17 protein-coding genes and 1 other RNA gene are annotated in these 21,586 nt (G+C 71.0%); 12 read left to right on the top strand and 6 right to left on the bottom strand.

The genetic code is table 11. From position 1 onward, the window contains the following. Window positions 1-55: 55 nt before the first annotated feature. The 4 genes from ACWD02_RS04305 to ACWD02_RS04290 form a co-directional block, all read right to left on the bottom strand. Window positions 56-937, bottom strand: coding sequence for a carbohydrate ABC transporter permease (locus ACWD02_RS04305; protein WP_451204213.1), 882 nt, complete (start codon window positions 935-937; stop codon window positions 56-58). Then, on the bottom strand, window positions 934-2,214 hold the full coding sequence (locus ACWD02_RS04300) for a carbohydrate ABC transporter permease (RefSeq protein WP_451204404.1): 1,281 nt from the start codon (window positions 2,212-2,214) through the stop codon (window positions 934-936). Before ACWD02_RS04300 ends, ACWD02_RS04305 begins: the two co-directional genes overlap by 4 nt. Before the next feature lie 73 nt (window positions 2,215-2,287). Next, window positions 2,288-3,685 (bottom strand): ABC transporter substrate-binding protein, encoded by a 1,398-nt coding sequence (locus ACWD02_RS04295; protein WP_451204211.1) that lies wholly within the window; start codon window positions 3,683-3,685, stop codon window positions 2,288-2,290. 174 nt (window positions 3,686-3,859) lie between these two features. Then, a complete protein-coding gene (locus ACWD02_RS04290; protein ID WP_451204209.1) occupies window positions 3,860-7,096 on the bottom strand; it encodes an FHA domain-containing protein in 3,237 nt (1,078 codons plus the stop codon). A gap of 426 nt (window positions 7,097-7,522) precedes the next feature. Between ACWD02_RS04290 and ACWD02_RS04285 the strand changes: the two genes are divergently transcribed. The 4 genes from ACWD02_RS04285 to ACWD02_RS04270 all read left to right on the top strand — a co-directional run bounded on the left by ACWD02_RS04285 (window position 7,523) and on the right by ACWD02_RS04270 (window position 12,789). Continuing rightward, complete coding sequence (locus ACWD02_RS04285) at window positions 7,523-9,184, top strand: serine/threonine-protein kinase (RefSeq protein ID WP_451204207.1); 1,662 nt, start codon at window positions 7,523-7,525, stop codon at window positions 9,182-9,184. A 142-nt stretch (window positions 9,185-9,326) separates the two neighbouring features. Next, the gene (locus ACWD02_RS04280) at window positions 9,327-10,562 is read left to right on the top strand and encodes a serine/threonine-protein kinase (RefSeq protein ID WP_451204205.1); all 1,236 of its coding nucleotides are present in this window, start codon (window positions 9,327-9,329) and stop codon (window positions 10,560-10,562) included. A gap of 175 nt (window positions 10,563-10,737) precedes the next feature. Continuing rightward, window positions 10,738-11,844 (top strand): peptide chain release factor 2, encoded by a 1,107-nt coding sequence (gene prfB / locus ACWD02_RS04275; RefSeq protein ID WP_367042449.1) that lies wholly within the window; start codon window positions 10,738-10,740, stop codon window positions 11,842-11,844. 270 nt (window positions 11,845-12,114) lie between these two features. Beyond that, window positions 12,115-12,789 (top strand): hypothetical protein, encoded by a 675-nt coding sequence (locus ACWD02_RS04270; RefSeq protein WP_451204203.1) that lies wholly within the window; start codon window positions 12,115-12,117, stop codon window positions 12,787-12,789. 114 nt (window positions 12,790-12,903) lie between these two features. On the opposite strand, the gene ACWD02_RS04265 is transcribed toward ACWD02_RS04270, so the two are convergent. Next, window positions 12,904-13,095 (bottom strand): hypothetical protein, encoded by a 192-nt coding sequence (locus ACWD02_RS04265; RefSeq protein ID WP_160505338.1) that lies wholly within the window; start codon window positions 13,093-13,095, stop codon window positions 12,904-12,906. 240 nt (window positions 13,096-13,335) lie between these two features. Between ACWD02_RS04265 and ftsE the strand changes: the two genes are divergently transcribed. The 8 genes from ftsE (at window position 13,336) to dacB (ending at window position 20,374) form a co-directional block, all read left to right on the top strand. Beyond that, complete coding sequence (ftsE, locus tag ACWD02_RS04260) at window positions 13,336-14,025, top strand: cell division ATP-binding protein FtsE (RefSeq protein WP_030788113.1); 690 nt, start codon at window positions 13,336-13,338, stop codon at window positions 14,023-14,025. A 43-nt stretch (window positions 14,026-14,068) separates the two neighbouring features. After that, window positions 14,069-14,986: a permease-like cell division protein FtsX gene (gene ftsX / locus ACWD02_RS04255; RefSeq protein WP_451204201.1), complete on the top strand. Its 918-nt coding sequence runs from the start codon at window positions 14,069-14,071 to the stop codon at window positions 14,984-14,986. 78 nt (window positions 14,987-15,064) lie between these two features. Further along, window positions 15,065-16,246 (top strand): S41 family peptidase, encoded by a 1,182-nt coding sequence (locus tag ACWD02_RS04250; protein WP_451204199.1) that lies wholly within the window; start codon window positions 15,065-15,067, stop codon window positions 16,244-16,246. Between the two features lie 18 nt (window positions 16,247-16,264). Then, window positions 16,265-16,786, top strand: a complete 522-nt coding sequence (gene smpB, locus ACWD02_RS04245; protein ID WP_365816413.1) for an SsrA-binding protein SmpB — start codon at window positions 16,265-16,267, stop codon at window positions 16,784-16,786. Window positions 16,787-16,906: 120 nt separating this feature from the next. Beyond that, window positions 16,907-17,295, top strand: a transfer-messenger RNA (tmRNA) gene (gene ssrA / locus ACWD02_RS04240). A gap of 180 nt (window positions 17,296-17,475) precedes the next feature. Then, window positions 17,476-17,748 carry a hypothetical protein gene (locus ACWD02_RS04235; protein ID WP_451204197.1) on the top strand — a complete coding sequence of 91 codons (273 nt, stop codon included), beginning with the start codon at window positions 17,476-17,478 and terminating at the stop codon, window positions 17,746-17,748. Next, complete coding sequence (locus tag ACWD02_RS04230; RefSeq protein ID WP_451204196.1) at window positions 17,745-18,539, top strand: collagen-like protein; 795 nt, start codon at window positions 17,745-17,747, stop codon at window positions 18,537-18,539. Before ACWD02_RS04235 ends, ACWD02_RS04230 begins: the two co-directional genes overlap by 4 nt. A gap of 242 nt (window positions 18,540-18,781) precedes the next feature. Further along, window positions 18,782-20,374, top strand: coding sequence for a D-alanyl-D-alanine carboxypeptidase/D-alanyl-D-alanine endopeptidase (gene dacB / locus ACWD02_RS04225; RefSeq protein WP_451204194.1), 1,593 nt, complete (start codon window positions 18,782-18,784; stop codon window positions 20,372-20,374). Here the strand turns inward: dacB and ACWD02_RS04220 are convergent. Then, complete coding sequence (locus tag ACWD02_RS04220) at window positions 20,298-21,560, bottom strand: MFS transporter (RefSeq protein WP_451204192.1); 1,263 nt, start codon at window positions 21,558-21,560, stop codon at window positions 20,298-20,300. The two genes, dacB and ACWD02_RS04220, sit on opposite strands and share 77 nt — an antisense overlap. Window positions 21,561-21,586: the final 26 nt, after the last annotated feature.

The raw sequence follows: 21,586 nt of genomic DNA, 5'->3' as shown, positions 1-21,586 counted from the left end.
CGGCGCCGGGCCCGCCTCACTCATCGAACGTAAGTGCCTGTGTCGCTGCGGTCGGCTACTTGACCGCGCCCGCCATCACGCCGGACACGAACTGCCGCTGGAACGCGAAGAAGACGGCCAGCGGGATCACCATCGAGATGAACGCGCCCGGGGCCAGGATCTGCACGTTGTCGCCGAAGGACCGCACCTGTTGCTGGAGCGCGACCGTGATCGGCGGGCTCTTGGAGTCGGCGAAGATCAGCGCGATCAGCATGTCGTTCCAGACCCAGAGGAACTGGAAGATGCCGAGCGAGGCGATCGCCGGCGCGCCGAGCGGCATCACCACCCGGAAGAAGAGCCGCAGTTCACCGGCTCCGTCGAGGCGGGCGGCCTCCAGGAGTTCGCGGGGGATCTCCGCGAAGAAGTTCCGCAGCAGGAAGATCGCGAACGGCAGGCCGAAGGCCACGTGGAAGATGACCACGCCGATCGTCGACTCGAAGATCCCGATCGCGCCGAAGATCTTCGACACCGGAAGCAGCGCCACCTGCACGGGCACCACGAGCAGCCCGACCACACCGAGGAACCACCAGTCGCGGCCCGGGAACTCCATCCACGCGAAGGCGTATCCGGCGAGGGACCCGATGATCACGACGAGCAGTGTCGCCGGGACGGTGATCATGATGCTGGACAGGATCGAGTCGGTGATCGTCTCGTCCTTGAGAAGGGTCGTGTAGTTGTCCAGCGTCATCTGCGACGGCGTGCTGAAGACCTTCCACCAGCCGCTCTCCGCCATGTCGGCCGACGTGCGCAGCGAACCGAGCAGCAGACCGATCGTCGGCACCAGCCAGAACAGCGCGACGACGACGAGGAAGACGCGTACGGCGGTGCCGCTCAGGACGGAGGTGATCCGCCCGCCGAGCGACTGCTTCGCCTTCACCGCTTCGGCTTGGGTGGTCATCGCCGTGCCTCCCGCCGAAGTCGCCGCACATTGAAGAGCATCACCGGGATCACGAGGAGGAAGAGCAGCACGGCGATGGCGCTCGCCACGCCCGAATCCTCGTCGAGGAACGCGGAGTTGTAGAGCTGGAGCGCCAGGACGTTCGCGTCGTCCTTCGAGGAGTTCGGCGCGATGATGAAGATCAGGTCGAAGATCTTCAGTACGTTGATCATGAGCGTGACCGCCACCACCGCGAGCACCGGCGCGAGGATCGGCACCGTGATCCTGCGGAACACCTGCCACTCGTTGGCGCCGTCCACCCGGGCGGCCTCCAGGAGTTCACGCGGCACGCTGGCGAGTCCGGCCGCGATCAGGACCATCGCGAAGCCCACCCAGATCCACAGGTACGAGCCGATCACCGCGGGCGTGATGAGGGAGGGGCCGAGCCAGTCCACGCCGTTGTACGGCTCGCGGAAGTTCGATGCGGGGAAGCGGAGCTGTGACCCGTCCGCCTCCTTGGGCAGCGCGAAGGTGCCGTCCGCCGCGGCCTCGGCCGATGCCACCACCCTGCCGTCCTTGACGGCCTCGATCTTGATCCCGGGATAGCCGAACTCGGCCTTGTCCGGGGCGTTGATCTCGCCCCTGCCCTTGCCGCGCGTGAAGTCCTGCCAGGCCGTGCCGGTGACCTTGTCGGGGTCCGGCTTCGCGGCCGCGGCGGACTCGGCGCCGTCCGGCATGCTGTCCGGCGCGACACCGGTCAGCGGCAGGGCCACCGGGGTGCCCGCGCTGACCGGCTCACGCGTGATGAACGCGCCGCCGCTCGCCGACTTCAGCGGTGACCGCGAACTGGGGTGCGCCTGTGGGAAGGCGGACGACTCGGCGAACGTGTCGTGCACCCCCACCATCACGGCGTTGGCGACACCCCGGTCCGGGTCCGACTCGTACACGAGCCGGAAGATGATGCCGGCCGCGAGCATCGAGATCGCCATCGGCATGAAGATGACCAGCTTGAACGCCGTGCCCCAGCGGATCCGTTCGGTGAGCACGGCGAAGATCAGGCCGAGGCCGGTCGCCAGGGTCGGGGCGACGACCACCCAGATCGCGTTGTTCTTGATCGCGGTCAGGATGGTGTCGTCCGTGAACAGCGTCTTGTAGTTGCCGAACGCCGTGAAGTCGCCCGACTTGTCGAAGAAGCTGCGGAAGACCGAGTACCCGATGGGGTAGAGGACGAGCGCGCCGAGCAGCACGAGCGCCGGTGCCAGGAACAGCACCGCCACGCCCTTGTGCGTGCCCGTCACGCTCTTGCGCGGCTTGGGAGCCGGGGGCAGCGCCGCGCTCGGCGTGCCCCCGGCGTTCGCGGACGCCACCGTGTCAGTCCTTGTAGGCCGCGGCGGCGGCCGTCTCCAGCGCCTTCTGGGTGCCCGCGACGTCCTTGGGGTTCTTCAGGAAGTCCTGGAGCGCCTTCCACTCGCCCTTGCCGGGCGTGCCGCCGAAGGCCTGCGGGGCCTGGTCGGACATGTCGTAGCGGATGTCGTCGCCCGCGGCGATCAGCGCCTTGGCGATGCCCCGCTGCACGTCGTTCGGGTACGCCGCCAGGTCGAGCTTCTTGTTCGGCGAGACGAAGCCGCCCGCCTCCGCCCAGATCTTGGCCGAGTCCGGCGAGGCGAGGAAGGTCAGCAGCGCCTGGGCGCCCTTGCTGTCCTTCAGCGCCACGGCGGCGTCGCCGCCGACGACCGCGGGGGACTCACCGTCGCCGACCGCCGGGAACGGGAACACCTTGGCGTCCGTGCCGACCTTGGCCTTCGTCTCCGAGATCGGCAGCGAGACCATGTCGCCCTCGAAGACCATGCCCGCCTTGGGCTGGTCGCCGCCGGTGAACGTCTGCTTCACGGAGGCGGGGAACTCGGTCTGCAGCGCGCCGTTCGCGCCGCCCGCGACGAAGCCCTTCTTGCCGAAGAGCTCACCGAGCGTGGTCAGCGCCTCCTTCACCGAGGGGTCCGTCCACTTGATCTCGTGCTCGGCGAGGTCGTCGTACTTCTCCGGACCCGCCTGCGAGAGGTAGATGTTCTCGAACCAGTCGGTGAGCGTCCAGCCGTCGGCGCCCGCGACCGATATCGGCGGCACCCCGGAGTCGTACACGGTCTGGGCCGTCTTCATGAAGTCGTCCCAGGTCTTCGCCTCCTTGGCGCCCGCGTTGTCGAAGACCTCGGTGTTGTACCAGACCAGGGACTTGTTGGCGGCCTTGAAGTACACGCCGTACTGCTTGTCGTCGACGGCCCCGAGGTCCTGCCAGCCCTGGTCGTAGTTCTTGTCGAGCTGCTTCTGCGCCTCGGGACCGACCGGCTTGGCCCACTTGTTCTCCACGGCCTGCTCGATGGCGCCGACCTGCGGAAGCATCGCGACGTCCGGCGGCTGGCCGCCCGCGACCTTCGACTCCAGGAAGCTGATGATGGGGTCCTGCGCCGGTACGAAGGTGACCTCGGCCCCGGTCCGCTTCTCGAACTCGTCGAGGACCTTGAGGAAGACCTTCCGCTCGGAGCCGCCCCAGACGGCGGCCACGGAAACGGTCTGCCCGTCCAGCTTGGGCAGTTTCACCGCGGCGGCGCTCTCCTTGCCGCCGCCCTTGTCGCCGCTGTCCCCGTCGTCGTCACCGTCGCCGCCGCACGCGGTGACGGTGAGCGCGAGCGCGCCCGCGACGAAGGCCGCGGTGAGTTTGGCGGTGGTACGCCGGTGGTGCGGTGCCCTGCGTGTTCGAAGACTGCTGCGCATCACTGCCCCGTTTCTCTGCCATGGCGAGTCCCGTGCGGTCTGTCTACGCCCGGGCGGGGAGGGGCGGCAAGAGCGCAAACAGTGTCAACCAGGTGATCGTGATGGCGTTGTGACGTGCCGTCATGAGGCCTGATGCCCCGCGAAGTGCGGAGTCGGCGGAGAGGTGGTGCGCAACTAGAGGAGAGAGGGCACCTGATCCGCCGCGACGGAGCGGGCGGCCCGCTCCAGCGCGCTGGCCAGGAGCGCCAAGTCCGTTGGTCCGTTGCCCAGTTCACGCACCGGGCGGCGGGCCGGAGGATCACCCATCCGCTCCCACTCCAGCGGGACGACGGTGGGCCGCACCGTGGACGTACGAGGAATGCGTCCCGTGACCCGCCCCGCCTGGAAGGGGCTCACCCGTCCGTCGGCCGTACGCAACTCACCCCGGCCCGGGGCGGGTTCCTCCGGCCCCGGGGTGACGGCGTCAAGGACGATCCGCAGCGTCGCCCGCCGCCCCAGCTCCGTCTCCGGCATCCGCTCGCTGCGCGCGGTGGTGGCCACCAGGTGCACCCCCAGCCGCTCCCCGTCCCGGGCCACCGCTTCGAGCGCCCGCACGACGGAACCCGCGGCAGGCCGCCCCGGGGACCCGAGAGCGGGCGAGAGCAGCGCGTCGAAGTCGTCGACGAGCACGACGAGCCGGGGCAGCGGCGGCCCCGGCTCGATCCCCTTGCGGGCGGCAACGGGCCGCAGCCGCATCGTGGAACTCGGCGGAGCATCCAGATCGCCCCCGGCGCCACCGCCCCCGCCCGCGTGCCCGGCGCTGACACCGCTCCCGCCGGACACGGCGCCCTGAGATGACTGTGCGTGCCACTCGGCGAACCCGAGCCGCCCCAGAAGCTCGGCACGCCGCTTCAGCTCGGCGGTCAGCGACTGCGCGAACTCCCGCATCCGGACCGGGTCGTTGGCGGCGAGATGCGTCGTGACGTGCGGCAGGTCCGTACAGACCGCGAGGCCTTCGACCAGCCGGACGTTCCCGCCGTTCGTGCCGCTGCCGCCGCTTCCCGTGGTGTCACGTCCGTCGATCAGGACCATGCCGAGACGGTCCGGGCGCTCGGCCGCGGCCAGCGAGGCGGCGACGGAACGCAGCAGTTCCGTACGCCCGCTGCCCGAAGGGCCCTCGGCCAGGACATGCGGTCCCTCGGTGGCGAGATCCACGACCACGGGTCCGCGCGGGCCCGCGCCGAGCACCGACCAGGCCCGCCCGCCCAGCGCCTCGGCGTCATCGGCGGCCGCGGCCCACCGCGCCATCAGGGACGCGGGAGTGGCGCGTGCGAGGCCCAACTCGTCGAGGAGACGCGCCATTTGAGGCAGCGGAGCGGACACACGCGCGTGCCCGTCGCCTTGGGTCCCGTCCGTGCGGAAAGGCGCGAGAGCGCGGGCGAACCGCTCGGCCCAGGCCTGCGACACCGCGTCCACCGCGGCGACCGTGCCGTGCCCGGCGGGCCGGCCGTCCACGGTCCGCAGCAGCCGCAGCGCGGTGGCCACGTCGCCGCTGAGCAGCGCGACGGCACCGCAGGCGCGGAAGGCGGGCGACACGGAGCACGCGGCTTCGTACGTGGCCGTCACCGGGGAGGCGGGGGACGCGGCGGGGGTCTCCGCCAGGCAGACGACATGGATGCCGGCGTCGGCCCCTTCCCGCGTCAGCCGCACCACGGCTTCGCGCAGCCCGGCCGACCCGGGGTCGCCGTCCACCACGACGACGGTGCGGGGGCCTGCGTCCGGGGTGCTCGGGGCGGGGCTGTCGTTGTCGGCGGCGGCGGAGGAGGTGACGGAGGCGGCGGAGGTGGCGGCGGCGGTGGCGGACGCCCGGTCCGCCTCGTGGTCGTCCAGGCGCCGCAGCAGCTCTCCGGTGCGTGCGGCCGCCTGCTCGCGGTCGTAGGCGAGGAGGAGGCGGCAGTCCTGGCCGTGCGTGGGCCGCAGATGCGGGAGCCAGCCGAGCCAGGACCACTCGGCGGTGCGCTCCGGTGTGGGCCGTGCCCGGTCCGTGCTGAGCAGCACGATCTCCAGGGCGTCGGGGGAGTGCAGCGCGGCGAGCTGGGCGACGACGGCACGGGTGAGGCCCGCGAGCCGCTCCCGCGGGCCCGCGAGGCCGAGCGCGCCCGCCTCCCGCAGGCTGACCGTCACGGGGACGGCGGGCAGCAGGCCGCGCTCGTCCGGGGTCGCGCGGTCCACCGTGCCGAGCCGGACCGCGAGTGCCTCGGGGTGGCCGGGGCCGCGCTCCCAGAGCCGGGGGCCGGGGCCGAGCGCCGTGAGCAGCAGGGCCGCGGGGTCGGGCCAGGACTCCGGGGTCCGCGCGGCGGCGGCCACCGCGAGGTCCTCCGGGGTGGGGGCCGCCGGTGCGGGGAACGGGGCGTCGCTCCCCGTCCCGTACATGTCGTCCTCGTGGCCGGCGATCCCGTGTTCGTCGTCGCGGGCACCCGTCAGCCGCCTGGCCCAGGCCGAGAGGCCGCCCCGCTTGCGGAGCGTGCGCGGCACGGGCGTCCCGCGCAAGGGGGTGCCGACGCGGGTGCTCTCGGCGTCCGGGGCGCCGCCCTGCTGCGGCACTTGCGGCACGTCGGTGAGGGGCGGCTGGCCGAACGTGCCGTGGGCCCCGCCCTGGCCGCCCTCGCCCGCGGCGCCCCAGCCCGCGGAGCCGTAAGCGTGATGGGTGCCGTCCGCGGGCGCGCGGCCCGCTTCCGGGGGCGCGTCGTGGGGGGCATCGGCGCTCGCGGCCACCCGCACGCGCACATGGCCCTCGCCGTCCGGAGCCGTCGGCAGCGCGCCGCCCGTGCCGTCCCCGGCGGTGAACCGCAGCGCGGACTCGCCGAGCCGCAGCAGGGAGCCGGGGGTCAGGCGCACCGGGCGGTCGGTGATCTCGTGGCCGTCCACCGTCGTGCCGTTCGTGGACCCCAGGTCCGTGACGGTGACCTGGCCGTCCGGGGCGAGCGTCACCGCGCAGTGCAGCCGCGAGACGTCCGGGTCGTCCAGCGGGACGTCCGCGTCCGCCGAGCGGCCGACGCGGATCTGGCCGCCGTGCAGGAGGTGCACACCGCCCGCGTCCGGGCCCGCGACCACGTGCAACTGGGCGGCGACTCCGGCGAGTTCGGGCCCGGGCTCCGCGGGGGAGCCGAAAGAGAGCACCGCCCCGTCTATCAGCGGGGGTTCCCCGAGGGTGCAGCGCTGGGCGTCCAGGCGCTCCGACTCCGCGTACAGGACGACGGGGCCGTCGCCGCCCGCGACGACGGCGGCGAGACCGGAGGCGACGGTGGCCAGAGCGGTGCCCGCGGGGGCGGTGACCAGCACGTCACAGGCGCCGCGCGGCGCGGCGAGGCGTCCATGGGGCTCGGCGGTCTGGCCGCTGCGCGGCCCGAGGACGGTCAGCCGGATCTGCATCGCCGTCAGCGGTCCCTTCTGCCCTTGCCGCCGGGCACGGGGACTCGCGCTGTGATTCCCCCCACCGCACACGGCCACGTCGGCCAGTAACAGAGAAGCATCCTCGCACCTGCCACTGACAACACGCCCGGCGGCCACCCGTAAGTGATCTTGATTGGTCGGCTCTGCTCGGAAAAGTGCCTGCTTGGACCGTTGCGATCGCCGGTCATCCCTTCGTGACGAAGGTCAATTCGACGCCATCCGGCAACCAACGGCTCGCAAGGGGCGTCTTCCCACCGAACAGCTATCCGGATCACCCGGCGTCCGACATGGAATGTGACCGGCCGGTGCCCCGTTCGGCGGCACTAGAGTGGGTCGGAACATCTTCCGGCGGGGAGCCGGGTCCGGACACACCAGCCAGATCAGCAGATCAGCAGGGAGCATGACGTGCGGCCGGTAGGCAGCAAGTACCTGCTCGAGGAGCCGCTCGGGCGCGGCGCCACGGGCACCGTCTGGCGAGCCCGCCAGCGTGAGACCGCGGGTGCCGAGGCGGCCGTTCCCGGCCAGCCCGGCGAGACCGTCGCGATCAAGGTCCTGAAGGAAGAGCTCGCCAACGACGCGGACATCGTGATGCGGTTCCTCCGCGAGCGATCCGTCCTGCTCAGGCTCACGCACCCGAACATCGTGCGGACCCGTGACCTGGTCGTCGAGGGCGAGCTCCTGGCCCTCGTCATGGACCTGGTGGAGGGCCCCGACCTGCACCGCTACCTCCGCGAGAACGGCCCGTTCACGCCGGTCGCGGCAGCCCTCATGACCGCCCAGATCGCCGACGCCCTCGCCGCGAGCCACGCGGACGGCGTCGTGCACCGGGACCTGAAGCCCGCGAACGTCCTGCTCAAGCAGGACGCCGACAGCGCAGGCGGCGCGATGCACCCGATGCTCACCGACTTCGGCATCGCGCGCCTTGCCGACTCCCCGGGCCTGACCCGCACCCACGAGTTCGTCGGCACGCCCGCGTACGTGGCGCCCGAGTCCGCCGAGGGCCGCCCGCAGACCAGCGCGGTCGACATCTACGGCGCGGGCATCCTCCTGTACGAGCTCGTCACCGGACGTCCGCCCTTCGGCGGCGGCTCGGCCCTGGAGGTCCTGCACCAGCACCTGAGCGCCGAACCGCGCCGCCCCTCCACGGTCCCGGACCCGCTGTGGACGGTCATAGAGCGGTGCCTCAGCAAGAACCCCGACCACCGCCCCAGCGCCGAGAACCTCGCGCGCGGCCTGCGGGCCGTCGCGGACGGCGTGGGCGTGCACGCGTCCAGCGCGCAGATCGCCGCGGCCGAGGGCGTGGGCGCCCTGCTGATGCCGGACCCGGACCCCGCCATGGTGCCGGGGACGGCCGGAGCCGCCGATCCCACCCAGGCGCTCCCGCACAACGCGGGCTCGTACGACCCGAACGCGGCGACGAGCGTCATGCAGAACACCGGCTCCGGGGACGCCGACCCCACGTCGGTGCTCCCCTCCGGCGGCCACGGCGCCGCCGACCCGACGGCCGTCATGCCGCCGGTGCCGCCGAACCAGCCGGGCGCCGACCCGAACGACCCGCACCCCTGGCAGAACCAGATGCGGGCCGCGCGGGACCGCAACGACCAGACGCAGGTCCAGTCGTACCTCGACCCCAGCCAGGACCCGCTGCGCCGCCGTCGCCCCCAGCGCCAGGTGCAGCAGCCGCAGCCGCAGCAGCAACAGCGCCCCCAGCAGTACGCGCCCCAGCAGCAGCGCGGGCAGCAGTACGCCCCGCAGCAGCAGCCCCAGCAGCGTCAGCAGTACGCGCCGCCGCCGCAGCAGGCACCGCCGCCCCAGCAGCCGCCCGCGGGACGGCCGCCGCGCGAGCCCAGGCAGCGCGGCTCGAACCCGAACCGGATGAAGATCCCGGGTCTCGGCTGCCTCAAGGGATGCCTCTTCACGATCATCATCCTCTTCGTGGCGAGCTGGCTCGTCTGGGAGCTGAGCCCGCTCCAGGAGTGGATCGGCACGACGAAGGGCTACTGGGAACAGCTGACGGACTGGTACGACACGGTCTCCGGCTGGATGGGGAAAGTGGGCGGCAATTAGCCGTCCGGCGGTCAGTGGTGGGCGAATCCCCTCCCGACTCTGGGGATTTGTCGACACCTGCGGGGTGATTTCTGCTCCTGGAGTGAAGGTTGGCGTCGAGGCCGCGTAGTTTTGTCGCCAACACGCATCCGTAGGAGCAGTCTTGGCACGCAAGATCGGCAGCCGGTACACCGCCCACCAGATCCTTGGTCGGGGCAGCGCCGGCACGGTGTGGCTCGGCGAAGGACCCGAGGGTCCCGTCGCCATCAAGCTGCTGCGCGAGGACCTGGCGTCCGACCAGGAGCTGGTCGGCCGCTTCGTCCAGGAGCGCACGGCCCTGCTCAGCCTCGACCACGCGCGCGTGGTGGGCGTCCATGACCTGGTGGTCGACGGGAACGACCTCGCCCTGGTCATGGACCTCGTCCGGGGCACGGACCTGCGCACCCGCCTCGACCGTGAGCGGCGCCTCGCCCCCGAGGCTGCGGTGGCGATCGTCGCGGACGTGGCGGACGGCCTCGCCGCGGCACACGCGGCGGGGATCGTGCACCGTGACGTGAAGCCGGAGAACGTCCTTCTCGACATGCAGGGTCCGCTGGGCCCCGGCGGCTCGCACCCCGCCCTGCTCACGGACTTCGGCGTCGCCAAGCTGATCGACTCCCCGCGCAGGACCCGCGCGACAAAGATCATCGGTACGCCGGACTACCTCGCCCCGGAGATCATCGAGGGCCTGCCCCCGCGCGCGGCGGTCGACATCTACGCCCTCGCCACCGTCCTGTACGAGCTCCTCGCGGGCTTCACCCCCTTCGGGGGCGGCCACCCCGGGGCGGTCCTGCGCCGCCACGTCACGGAGACCGTCGTCCCCCTCCCGGGCATCCCGGACGAACTCTGGCAGCTGATGGTCCAGTGCCTGGCGAAGGCCCCCGCGTCCCGGCTGCGCGCCTCGGAGCTCGCGGCGCGGCTGCGCGAGCTGCAGTCGCTGGTGGCGGGGATGCCGCCGCTGGACGTGGACGAGCCGGACACGGAGCCGCTTCCGGAAGAGGCGGAGGAGGAGCCGGCACCGGAGCCGTCCGCGGGCGCTCCCCGCCGCGGAGCGGTCCCTCTCGTCCCCGGTTCGTCCCCCGACTCGAACCGCGACACCCACACCTCCATGCGTGTCCCGGGCCCCGACGAGCTCGCCGGGGGCGCCCGAGGCACGGCCCGCGCCCCCCGGGCATCCGGCGCGGCCCGCCCCGGCTCGGCCCGCCACCGTTCCTCCGCCCGCCGCCGCAGGATCACGCTCGGCGTGGCGGGAGCGGTCCTGGTGGCGGCCGCGGGCATCGGCACCTGGGCGGCCACAAGCGGCGACGACGCAGACGCAAACCCCCAGGACACAAAAAACTCGGCCCCTTCGGCGCCGTAGCCTCCCGACGGGGCGACACCGGGTCGGCCGGCGTCCCGCGGGGCGACAGGGGAGGGCCCCGCCGCCCCGCAGGGGCCAGGTGGGGCAAGGTGAGGCGGCGCCACCGGCCGGGCGGCAACCACGGCCCCGCAGCCGGGAGGGAAGACCGCTTGCCCTCAGCCGTTAGGCTGGACCCGTGGCAGTCGTCGATGTATCCGAAGAGCTCAAGTCCCTCTCCTCGACCATGGAGTCGATCGAGGCCGTCCTGGACCTCGACAAGCTGAGGGCAGACATCGCCGTGCTCGAGGAGCAGGCGGCCGCGCCGTCCCTGTGGGACGACCCGGAAGCGGCACAGAAGATCACCAGCAAGCTGAGCCACCTCCAGGCGGAGGTGCGGAAGGCCGAGGCCCTGCGCGGGCGTATCGACGACCTCAGCGTGCTCTTCGAGATGGCAGAGGAGGAGGACGACCCGGACACCCGGGCCGAGGCCGAGACCGAGCTCACGGCCGTCAAGAAGGCGCTGGACGAAATGGAAGTCCGCACCCTCCTCTCCGGCGAGTACGACGCCCGCGAGGCGCTCGTCACCATCCGCGCGGAGGCCGGCGGCGTCGACGCCTCCGACTTCGCCGAGAAGCTGCAGCGCATGTACCTCCGCTGGGCCGAGCGCCACGGCTACAAGACGGAGCTCTACGAAACCTCGTACGCGGAAGAGGCCGGCATCAAGTCGACCACCTTCGCCGTCCAGGTCCCGTACGCCTACGGCACGCTCTCGGTCGAGCAGGGCACGCACCGTCTCGTCCGCATCTCGCCCTTCGACAACCAGGGGCGTCGCCAGACCTCCTTCGCGGGCGTCGAGATCCTCCCGGTGGTCGAGCAGACCGACCACATCGAGATCGACGAGTCCGAGCTCCGCATCGACGTCTACCGCTCGTCGGGCCCCGGCGGCCAGGGCGTCAACACGACCGACTCCGCGGTCCGCCTGACGCACATCCCCACCGGCATCGTCGTCTCCTGTCAGAACGAGCGCTCGCAGATCCAGAACAAGGCGAGCGCCATGAACGTCCTCCAGGCCAAGCTCCTCGAGCGCCGCCGCCAGGAGGAGCAGGCGAAGATGAACGCCCTCAAGGGGGACGGCGGCAACTCGTGGGGCAACCAAATGCGTTCGTACGTCCTGCACCCGTACCAAATGGTCAAGGACCTGCGCACGGAGTGCGAAGTGGGCAACCCCGAGTCCGTGTTCAACGGCGAGATCGACGGTTTCCTCGAGGCCGGAATTCGCTGGCGCAAGCAGCAGGAGAAGTAAGCGCCGCTTTATCGACAAGGCAACTGCCGCCCATGAGGCGGCAGTTGCCTTTTACGTCACAGTCACATCTCCGTAGGCCGGTCAACTGCTGTTATTTCAGACATCGCGCGCGCAACGACCTTGACGTTGCTGTGGAAACTGGAAAGGCTACCGAGCGGCATGCGTATCTCTGGGGCGCGTGTGATCTGTGGGGGCCGATCCAGCGCCCCCGACGAACGCAGTCCCGGACGCTGCCTCACTGACGATTCAGCTACTGGGGGTAGCAGCCAGATGACCAAGAAGACGCGGATCCGCGTAGCACGCATAGCGGCCGGCGCGGTGATCGCCGCAGGTGCTTCGCTGACCGCCGCCGGTGCCGCCTCGGCCCTCGACGTAGGTGTCGACCTCGGCGGCGCGAGCGCCAGCGCCAGCGCCGACGAGAACGGCATCGGCGTCGACGTCGGCATCGGCGAGGACGACGACGAGCCGACCACTGGGCCCACCGAGCCGACGGGCATCCCCGAGGACCCGGACCCGACCGAGCCCACCGAGGACCCGGAGCCGACCGAGCCCACCGAGGAGCCCACGGAGCCGACCGAGGAGCCCACGGAGCCCACCGAGGACCCGACGGACCCGGGCACGCCCACCGAGGGCCCGAGCGACCCCGGTAACGGCAACGGCACCGGTGGTGGCAACGGCACCGGCGGCGGCAACGGCACCGGTGGCAACGACAACGACCCCGACGGCGGCTCCAACCCCGTCGAGCAGGGCAAGGGCAAGGACAGCCTGACCGACACGGGTTCCACCCCGGTCGAGCAGGGTGACAAGGCCGACAAGGGCGAGCTCGCCGAGACGGGCGCCGCCGAGACCACGTTCCTGCTGATCGGCGCCGCGACGATGATCGCCGGCGGCATCGGCTTCCGCATCCTGCCGCGCTTCGCCGGCAACCGCGGCGCAGCCGCCTGATCCAGGGCGACGGCATCCGCGTACGGGAACGTGCGCGGAGTGTGACATGACAGAAGGGCCCGGAGCAGCCAGCTCCGGGCCCTTCTGGTGTCTCGGCGCGCGCCTTCGGGCGCGCTAAGCGGTCTGGTGCGCCAGCAGGGCCACCGCCGCGATCAGCACGACGAGCACCCCTATCAGGGCCGCAGGGCTGAGACCGCCGAACGGTCCCTCCTGCTGCAGGCGCTCGCGGCTGGCCCGGCAGACGGGGCAGCGGCCTTCACTCACGGGCCCCGCGCAGTTCGCGCACACCAACCTGTCATGGGTCATGCGCTTCTCCTCCCGCACAGTTACAGCCTGCCCAACGCTAGAGGGAACCCAACCGTTCCCCCTACCACTGTGCCAGCTTCCACGAATTTCGGCGCGGCCCGCCCGTCCTCGTCGGTTTCAGACTGTTACGTTCCGTGGTATATCCGCGACAATTCGCGCAACTCAGGACGCTGACTGCGCTCGCGTACCGGCTTCGCGTATGGTCACGCTCACCTACCCCCGGCGACCCGTGGTGCATCCGTGATCCGATTCGACAACGTCTCCAAGGCCTACCCCAAGCAGACCCGGCCCGCCCTCAGGGATGTCTCCCTGGAGATCGAGAAGGGCGAGTTCGTCTTCCTGGTGGGCTCCTCCGGCTCCGGAAAGTCCACCTTCCTGCGGCTGGTCCTTCGCGAGGAGCGCACCAGCCACGGCCAGGTGCACGTCCTCGGCAAGGACCTCGCGCGCCTCTCCAACTTCAAGGTGCCGCACATGCGGCGCCAGTTGGGCACCGTCTTCCAGGACTTCCGGCTCCTTCCGAACAAGACCGTCGGCGAGAACGTCGCCTTCGCGCAGGAAGTCATCGGCAAGTCCCGCGGCGAGATCCGCAAGTCCGTGCCCCAGGTCCTCGACCTCGTCGGTCTCGGCGGCAAGGAGGACCGGATGCCCGGCGAGCTCTCCGGTGGTGAGCAGCAGCGGGTGGCGATCGCGCGAGCCTTCGTCAACCGGCCGAAGCTCCTCATCGCCGACGAGCCGACCGGCAACCTCGACCCGCAGACCTCGGTCGGCATCATGAAGCTGCTCGACCGGATCAACCGGACCGGCACGACCGTCGTCATGGCGACCCACGACCAGCAGATCGTGGACCAGATGCGCAAGCGGGTCATCGAGCTGGAGAAGGGCCGTCTCGTCCGCGACCAGTCGCGCGGCGTCTACGGCTACCAGCACTGACGATCCGTACTGATCCACCGCACTGATCCACTGAAAGGGAGCCATGCGCGCCCAGTTCGTCCTGTCGGAGATCGGCGTCGGTCTCCGCCGGAATCTCACGATGACCTTCGCGGTCATCGTCTCCGTGGCCCTCTCGCTCGCCCTGTTCGGCGGCTCGCTGCTCATGCGCGACCAGGTGAGCACGATGAAGGGCTACTGGTACGACAAGGTCAACGTCTCGATCTACCTGTGCAACAAGGGTGACGCCGAGCAGGACCCCAACTGCACGACGGGCGCCGCCACGAACGAGCAGCGGCAGCAGATCCTCGACGACCTGAAGAAGATGCCCGTCGTGGACACGGTCCAGCACGAGACGGCGGACGAGGCGTACAAGCACTACAAGGAGCAGTTCGGCGACTCCCCGCTGGCCAACTCGCTCACGCCGGACCAGATGCAGGAGTCGTACCGCGTCAAGCTGACGGACCCGGAGAAGTACAAGGTCGTCACGACCGCCTTCTCCGGACGTGACGGCGTGCAGTCCGTCGAGGACCAGAAGGGCTACCTCGACAACCTCTTCGAGCTCCTGAACGGGCTGAACTGGGCTGCGCTCGCGGTGATGGCGCTGATGCTCGTCGTCGCGCTGATGCTGATCGTCAACACGGTGCGTGTCTCCGCGTTCAGCCGGAGACGTGAAACCGGGATCATGCGGCTCGTCGGCGCGTCCAGCTTCTACATCCAGATGCCGTTCATCATGGAGGCGGCCGTCGCCGGTCTCCTCGGCGGCGGTGTCGCCTGCGCAATGCTCCTCGTGGGCCGGTACTTCCTCATCGACCACGGCCTCGCGCTCTCCGAGAAGATGACTCTGATCGATTTCATCGGGTGGGACGCGGTCCTGGCCAAGCTGCCCCTGGTGCTCGCCATCGGGCTCCTGATGCCCGCGCTCGCGGCGTTCTTCGCGTTGCGCAAGTATCTGAAGGTGTGACAAAACCCGCCTGTTCCGAAGGGCGCTGTACGGTTCAACCGACCGTACGGCGCCCTTCGTTGTCCTAGACTCACCGGCATGTCAGGCCCCGACCGGTTCTGTGAACTGCTCTCCCGGCCCCGCCGTATCCGCCGCGGGGCGACCCTGACATTGGTGTTCGCGAGCGTGCTCGCCACCGGTGCGGCCACCGGTTCCTGGAGCGAGGCGTCCGGTGAAGGCCGGAAGTCGCCCGTCCCGTCCGCCCGTTCCGTCGCCTCGTCCGGGGACACCGCCGACGAGGCGGCCGACGCCGCGGCCGAGGCGATGGCCGACGGCAAGTCCGGCAAGAAGGCCGCGGAGGAAGCCGTCAGCCGCAGCGGTGACCGCTGGGGATCGGTCTACTCCCCGGGGGAGTACCAGGAGTTCGAGCAGGCCCTCGACGGCGCGTACACCGGCGTCGGCCTCTGGGCCAGGCGCGCGGAGGACGGCCGCATCGAGGTCTCCCGGGTCCAGCGCGGCGGCCCCGCCGAACAGGCCGGCATCCGCGAGGGCGACCAGCTCCGCAGCGTCGACGGCAAGCGCGTGGCCGGACGTCCCGTCACCGAGGTCGTCTCCCTGCTGCGCGGTGCCCGCGCCGGCACCCCGGTCGAGCTGGGCCTGGAGCGGGGCACGCGCGCGTGGAGCGAGACGCTGCACCGGGCCCGCCTCTCCACGGACTCCGTCACGGTCACGCAGCTGGCGGGCGGTGCCGTCATGATCAAGGTCGAGGCCTTCACCAAGGGCGCGGGCGAGCGCGTGCGGTCAGCGGTGCGTGACGCCCCCAAGGGCGCCGGGATCCTGCTGGACCTGCGGGGCAACTCCGGGGGTCTGGTGTCGGAGGCGGTCACCGCGGCCTCGGGCCTCGTGGACGGCGGCCTGGTGGCGACGTACGACGTACGCGGCCGGCAGAAGGCCCTGCACGCCGAGCGGGGCGGCGACACCAGCAGGCCGGTGGTCGCGCTGGTCGACGGCGGCACGATGAGCGCGGCCGAATTGCTCACGGGCGCCCTGCAGGACCGTGGCCGCGCGGTGGTGGTGGGCTCGAAGACCTTCGGCAAGGGGTCGGTCCAGATGCCGAGCCGGTTGCCCGACGGTTCGGTCGCCGAGCTGACGGTCGGGCATTACCGCACTCCCTCGGGGCAGGCGGTCGACGGACGGGGCATCACACCGGACCTGGAGGTCGAGGACGGTGCCGAGACGCGGGCCGAGACAGTATTGACTGGCCTCGGACCCCCCTCGTAGTGCGAAAATGGCCGCACTATGGCGAAGGAAAAGGTAAAGCGCAAGGCCGCGAAGGCCGCCGAGAAGGCCCCCAGCAAGAAGATGGTCGCGCAGAACAAGAAGGCGCGGCACGACTACCACATCCTGGACACGTACGAGTGCGGCCTGGTGCTGATGGGCACCGAGGTCAAGTCGCTGCGGATGGGCAGGGCCTCCCTGGTGGACGGCTTCGTGCACATCGACAACGGCGAGGCGTGGCTGCACAACATCCACGTCCCGGAGTACGTGCAGGGCACCTGGACCAACCACTCGGCCACGCGGAAGCGCAAGCTCCTGCTGCACCGTGCGGAGATCGACAAGCTGGAGTCGAAGTCGCAGGAGACGGGTCACACGATCGTGCCCCTGGCCCTGTACTTCAAGGACAGCCGGGTCAAGGTCGAGATCGCCCTCGCCAAGGGCAAGAAGGAGTACGACAAGCGTCAGACGCTCAAGGAGAAGCAGGACCTGCGCGAGACGAACCGCGCCGTCGCGGACGTCAAACGGCGTCAGCGCAGCGCCTAGTCGCCCGGCCCCCGTGGGCCCCTGGTGGGCCACGCGGGAATTGGCTGGCCCCGTCGGGCGTTGGTCACGTACGATGGGCACTGCCCCGCACAGCCGGGGCGCGGATTGATAAAAAAACATGGGGATGATCGGTTTCGACAGCGGATGTCGAAGCAGGGGAAGCGAGCCGAGGAAGCGACAATGATCTCGTAAACCATATGTCGCAACCAATAATCGCCAATTCCAAGAGCGATTCCCAGTCCTTCGCCCTCGCTGCTTAATTAGCAGTGAGTGAAGGACCCTTAATGGGTGTCAGCCCGGGGGTGTTCCCGACCCGGATCCTGGCATAATCTAGGGAACTAAACCATCGAGTCCGGTCACGGGATTCGATGGGAAATCAAACAGTGACTGGGCCCGTCGGAGACTTGTTCGCGAGATCTCCGGGGCCGAGAAAATCGTAGCGAACTGCGCTCGGAGAAGCCCTCCTTTTGCACCGTTGGACGCGGGTTCGATTCCCGCCATCTCCACAATTCCCATGTGAGGTTAAAGCCCTCCGGCCGGTGGCCGGGGGGCTTTTTCCGTGTGCGGGGCACGCACCGTCCGGGCACATCCTCTGGGCATGTGACTCGTTACTGCATCAGAGTGCAGGTTCCCAAACGGCCGGGCGGCACAGAAGTCCGGCCGAGTACGCAAGTGCAGGAGGCAGTCGCTTGGATGCCACCGTCACTCTTCTAGGCTCCGTCGTCGCCAGCCTGGGAGTTCTCGGCGCGGCAGTGGTGGCCTATCTCGGCAAGCGCGGTGAGAACGCGCTCCTCGGCTACTCCAGCCTCACGGAGAGACTCCAGACCGAACGCGACCGGCTGGAGCGGCAGGTCGCCGAACGCGACACGAAACTCGCCGAGTTAAACGCTCTGCACGTTCATGACCAGAGCGAGATCGCCCGGCTGCTCATCGACAACCAACGGCTCGGAGGCACTCCGTGATCCAGCTCGAGCGACTGCTGGCCCGCCGTTGGCGCAGCGTATTCCTCGTCTGTGTGCTGGTCGCGCTGTGCGGGGTCGCGGCGCTGCTCTGGGCCCGCATCGACGCGGGTGACCGTCGTGCCGACCAGCTCGCCACCGAGGCGGACCGGCGCGGTGAGGCCGTGTCCACCCTGGCCCGCGACGTACGGACCCTGCGCGCGCAGGTCCGCTCGCACGGTGACACCCCTGCCGCGCCCGACCCCGCCGACGCCGTCGACGACCTGCTGTCCAGGGCGCGGGTGCCCGGGTCGCCGGGCGCCACCGGCTCACAGGGCGAGGACGGCAAACAGGGCGAGAAGGGGATGCCGGGGGACGGCGGCCGACAAGGCGACCAGGGCGAGACAGGAGAGCCCGGCGAGGCGGGAGCGTCCGGCGAGCCGGGCCCGGCAGGGGCCGACGGCACGGACGGCGCGAACGGCGAACGAGGCCCCGAAGGACCGGCGGGGGCGGCGGGCCCTCCGGGCTCCAACGGCGCCGACGGCGCAAACGGGACCGACGGCGCGGGCGGTGCCTCGGGCCCCGAAGGCCCCGCGGGTCCCGCAGGGCCGCGCGGTGAGCGTGGTCCCAAGGGCGAGACGGGCGACGCCGGCCCCGCCTGCCCCGACGGCTACCGGCTCCAGCAGTCACCGGGCGACCCCGACGCCCTGGTCTGCCGCCGCGTGGGCGTGACCCCGGCCGATCCCGCCCCCGCCGTGCTGCTCCTGGCGTCACTGCTGCCCCGCTGCCGCCGCACTTCGTACGCGCCGGACTGACGCACACCTTCGGGCGGACCGCGGTAGACCCGTGAGCGACCCGACGCCCTGGTCTGTCGTCGTGCGGGCGTGCGGGCGTGTCCCCGGCCGATCCTGCCCCCCGCCGTGTTGCTGCTGCCCCGCTGCCGCCGCACTTCGTACGCGCCGGATTGACGCGCACCTTCGGGCGAGCCGTACTCGTGGCGTACGTGGCCGGAGTGGGGGCTGTCGCGGGGGGCCGGAGTCGGGGATGCTCCTGGGTCATGAGTAGACCCGTGAGACGCGTCAACGCCCGTATGCGCCACTGGATCTGGCCCGCCGTGCTCGGCGTCGCGGCGGCCACCCTCTCCGTCAGCTCGCCGGCCGGGGCGGACTCCGACCGCAGCGGCCTGCCCGAAGCCATCGACACCATCCTCGGAGATCCCCGGATGGAGGGCGGCGCGGCGAGCGTCGTCGTCGCCGACGCCGCCTCCGGTGACGTGCTCTACCAACACCTGCCCAGCGGGCGCCTGATGCCCGCGTCCAACACCAAGCTCCTGACGTCGGCCGCGGCCATGGAGCGGCTCGGCCCCGACCACCGCTTCACCACCGACGTGCTCACCGACGGCAGGCAGCGCGGCCGGGAGCTCTCCGGTGATCTGTATCTGCGCGGCACCGGCGACCCGACGACGCTCGCCAAGGACTACGACGGACTCGCAGCGAAGATCGCCGACTCGGGCGTCCGGCGGGTCTCGGGACGCCTGGTCGCGGACGACACCCGGTTCGACGACAAGCGCATCGGCGACAGCTGGGCCGCCGACGACGAATTCGCGTACTACGCCGCCCAGATCTCCGCGCTGAGCGTCGCCCCGGACACCGACTACGACACCGGGACGGTCATCGTCGAGGCCACACCGGGCGCGAAGGCCGGGGACCGGCCGAAGGTGACGGTCACCCCGAAGACGGACTACGTGGACGTCGACATCAGCGCCAGGACCGTCCCCGCGGGCGGCGAGGACACGCTCACGATCGAACGTGAGCACGGCACCAACACGATCACCGTCACCGGCACCGTGCCCGTGGGTGGCTCGGCCACCAAGGAGTGGATCGCCGTCTGGGAGCCGACCGGCTACGCGGCCGCGATCTTCCGGGACGCGCTGAAGGCGCACGGGGTGCGGGTGAGCGGCCCGACGAAGACAGGGCTCGCCACCCCCAAGGGCGCCCGGCGGCTCGCCTCGCACGACTCCATGCCGCTCAGCGAGCTGATGATCCCCTTCATGAAGCTCTCCAACAACATGCACGCGGAGAACCTCACGAAGACGATGGGGTACGAGGCGACCGGGCGGCCCGGCAGCTGGCCGGACGGACTTGCGGCGACCGGCGCCTACTTGAAGACGGCCGACGTCGACCCCGGCAAGCTGCGCCAGGCCGACGGCTCCGGGCTCTCGCGCAAGACGAACGTCCCCGCCGACCAGCTGATCAAGCTGCTGCTCTCGACGAAGGGCGAGCCCTGGTACGCCGACTGGTACAAGTCGCTTCCGGTGGCCTGCGACCCGGACAAGTTCGTCGGCGGCACCCTGCGGACACGGATGTGCGGGACCCCGGCGGCCCTCAACGTACGAGCGAAGACCGGGTCGTTGACCGGGGCGTCCGCTCTTTCGGGGTACGTGAAGGACGCGGGCGGGCGTGAGCTGGTGTTCAGCATCATCCTCAACAACTACCTGCCCTCCTCGGTGAAGGCCCTGGAGGACGCGATCGTCGTGACGCTCGCCAAGTCGACCAAGGACGAGGCCGTTCTCGTCAGGCCGCGCTCGGAGCGCGGGGCCGGGACGGGCGGGGACCTGGAGTGCTCGTGGCGCAAGCCTGCGCGATGCTGAGCAGCAGCGCGCAGCACGCGGCGGCGACCGGGACCGCGTAGCCCTGGGCGGCGCCGAGGTGCTCCGCCACCCAGCCGCCGGAGGCCGAGCCGCAGGCGATGCCCCCGAGGAGTCCGGTGACGGCGAGGGTCATGCCCTCGTTCAACCGGCCCTCGGGGGTGCGCTGTTGGATCAGCGACATGCCGGTGACCATCGTCGGGGCGGTCGCCATGCCGGCGACAAGGAGAGCCCCGGCGAGCACAAGGAGCGAGCCGGTGAGCGTGGCGGCGAGCAGCGGCAGCGTCATGAGGGCCGCCATCGCCACGGCGCACAGGATGTGGCGGCGGTTCGGCGGACCGCTCGGCTTGACCGTCCCGTAGAGGAGGCCCGCCGCGCAGGAGCCCGCGGCCTGGAGCGCGAGGATCGCACCCGCGGCGGCCTTGTGGCCCTCCGCGTCGGCGTACGCGATCGTCACGACCTCCATCGAGCCGAAGACGGCACCGGTGGCGAGGAAGGCGGCGAGCAGGGTGGGCATCCCGCGCGCGTGCAAGGGCGACTTCTCCTTGGTGGTCGTACGTCCCCGGGGCGGCGGTTCCGTCGAGCGCTGGGCGGCGAAGAGCAGGACGCCGGTCAGGAGCAGCACCACCCCGATGAGGGTGCCCGCCTCCGGGAAGAACGCACCGCACAGGAAGGCCGCGAGAACGGGGCCGAGCATGAAGCACAGCTCGTCCGCTGCCTGCTCGAAGGAGTTGGCGGTGTGCACGGCCCGTTCGTCGTCCTTGAGGAGGTGGGCCCAGCGGGCCCGTGACATGCCGCCCGTGTTGGGCGTGGTGGCCGTCGCGGCGTACGCGGCGAACAGGGTCCAGTCGGGCGCTCCGTAGTGCACGCACAGCAGCAGCGCGAGCGAGCCGAGCGCGGCGATCGCGGTGGCCGGGACGGCGATCCGCGCCTGGCCGTACCGGTCGACGAAGCGCGCCGTCCAGGGGGCCACGACGGCGGTCGCGGCGAGGCCCGTCGCGGTGACGGCGCCGGCGAGCGCGTACGAGCCGCGGGTCCCGGCGATCATGATGACGGCGCTCACGCTGAACATGCCCATGGGAAGGCGGGCGATGAGGTTGCCGATGGTGAAGGCGGTGGCTCCGGGTATCTCGAAGAGACGGGCGTAAGGATTGCGGCGGCGGGGTGCGTGGGGTTCGGCGGGCGGCATGGGATCACCCTCACCGGGGCGCGGGT

It is taken from the genome of Streptomyces sp. NPDC002853 (assembly GCF_053591915.1).
This window is presented reverse-complemented; position numbering and strand designations above follow the sequence as displayed.

Coding starts and splice junctions, on each gene's coding strand:
- ACWD02_RS04305 (WP_451204213.1), bottom strand. CDS start 937: ATGACCACCCAAGCCGAAGCGGTGAAGGCGAAGCAGTCGCTCGGCGGG.
- ACWD02_RS04295 (WP_451204211.1), bottom strand. CDS start 3,685: ATGCGCAGCAGTCTTCGAACACGCAGGGCACCGCACCACCGGCGTACC.
- ACWD02_RS04290 (WP_451204209.1), bottom strand. CDS start 7,096: ATGCAGATCCGGCTGACCGTCCTCGGGCCGCGCAGCGGCCAGACCGCC.
- ACWD02_RS04270 (WP_451204203.1), top strand. CDS start 12,115: ATGACCAAGAAGACGCGGATCCGCGTAGCACGCATAGCGGCCGGCGCG.
- ACWD02_RS04265 (WP_160505338.1), bottom strand. CDS start 13,095: ATGACCCATGACAGGTTGGTGTGCGCGAACTGCGCGGGGCCCGTGAGT.
- ftsX (WP_451204201.1), top strand. CDS start 14,069: ATGCGCGCCCAGTTCGTCCTGTCGGAGATCGGCGTCGGTCTCCGCCGG.
- ACWD02_RS04250 (WP_451204199.1), top strand. CDS start 15,065: ATGTCAGGCCCCGACCGGTTCTGTGAACTGCTCTCCCGGCCCCGCCGT.
- smpB (WP_365816413.1), top strand. CDS start 16,265: ATGGCGAAGGAAAAGGTAAAGCGCAAGGCCGCGAAGGCCGCCGAGAAG.
- dacB (WP_451204194.1), top strand. CDS start 18,782: ATGAGTAGACCCGTGAGACGCGTCAACGCCCGTATGCGCCACTGGATC.
- ACWD02_RS04220 (WP_451204192.1), bottom strand. CDS start 21,560: ATGCCGCCCGCCGAACCCCACGCACCCCGCCGCCGCAATCCTTACGCC.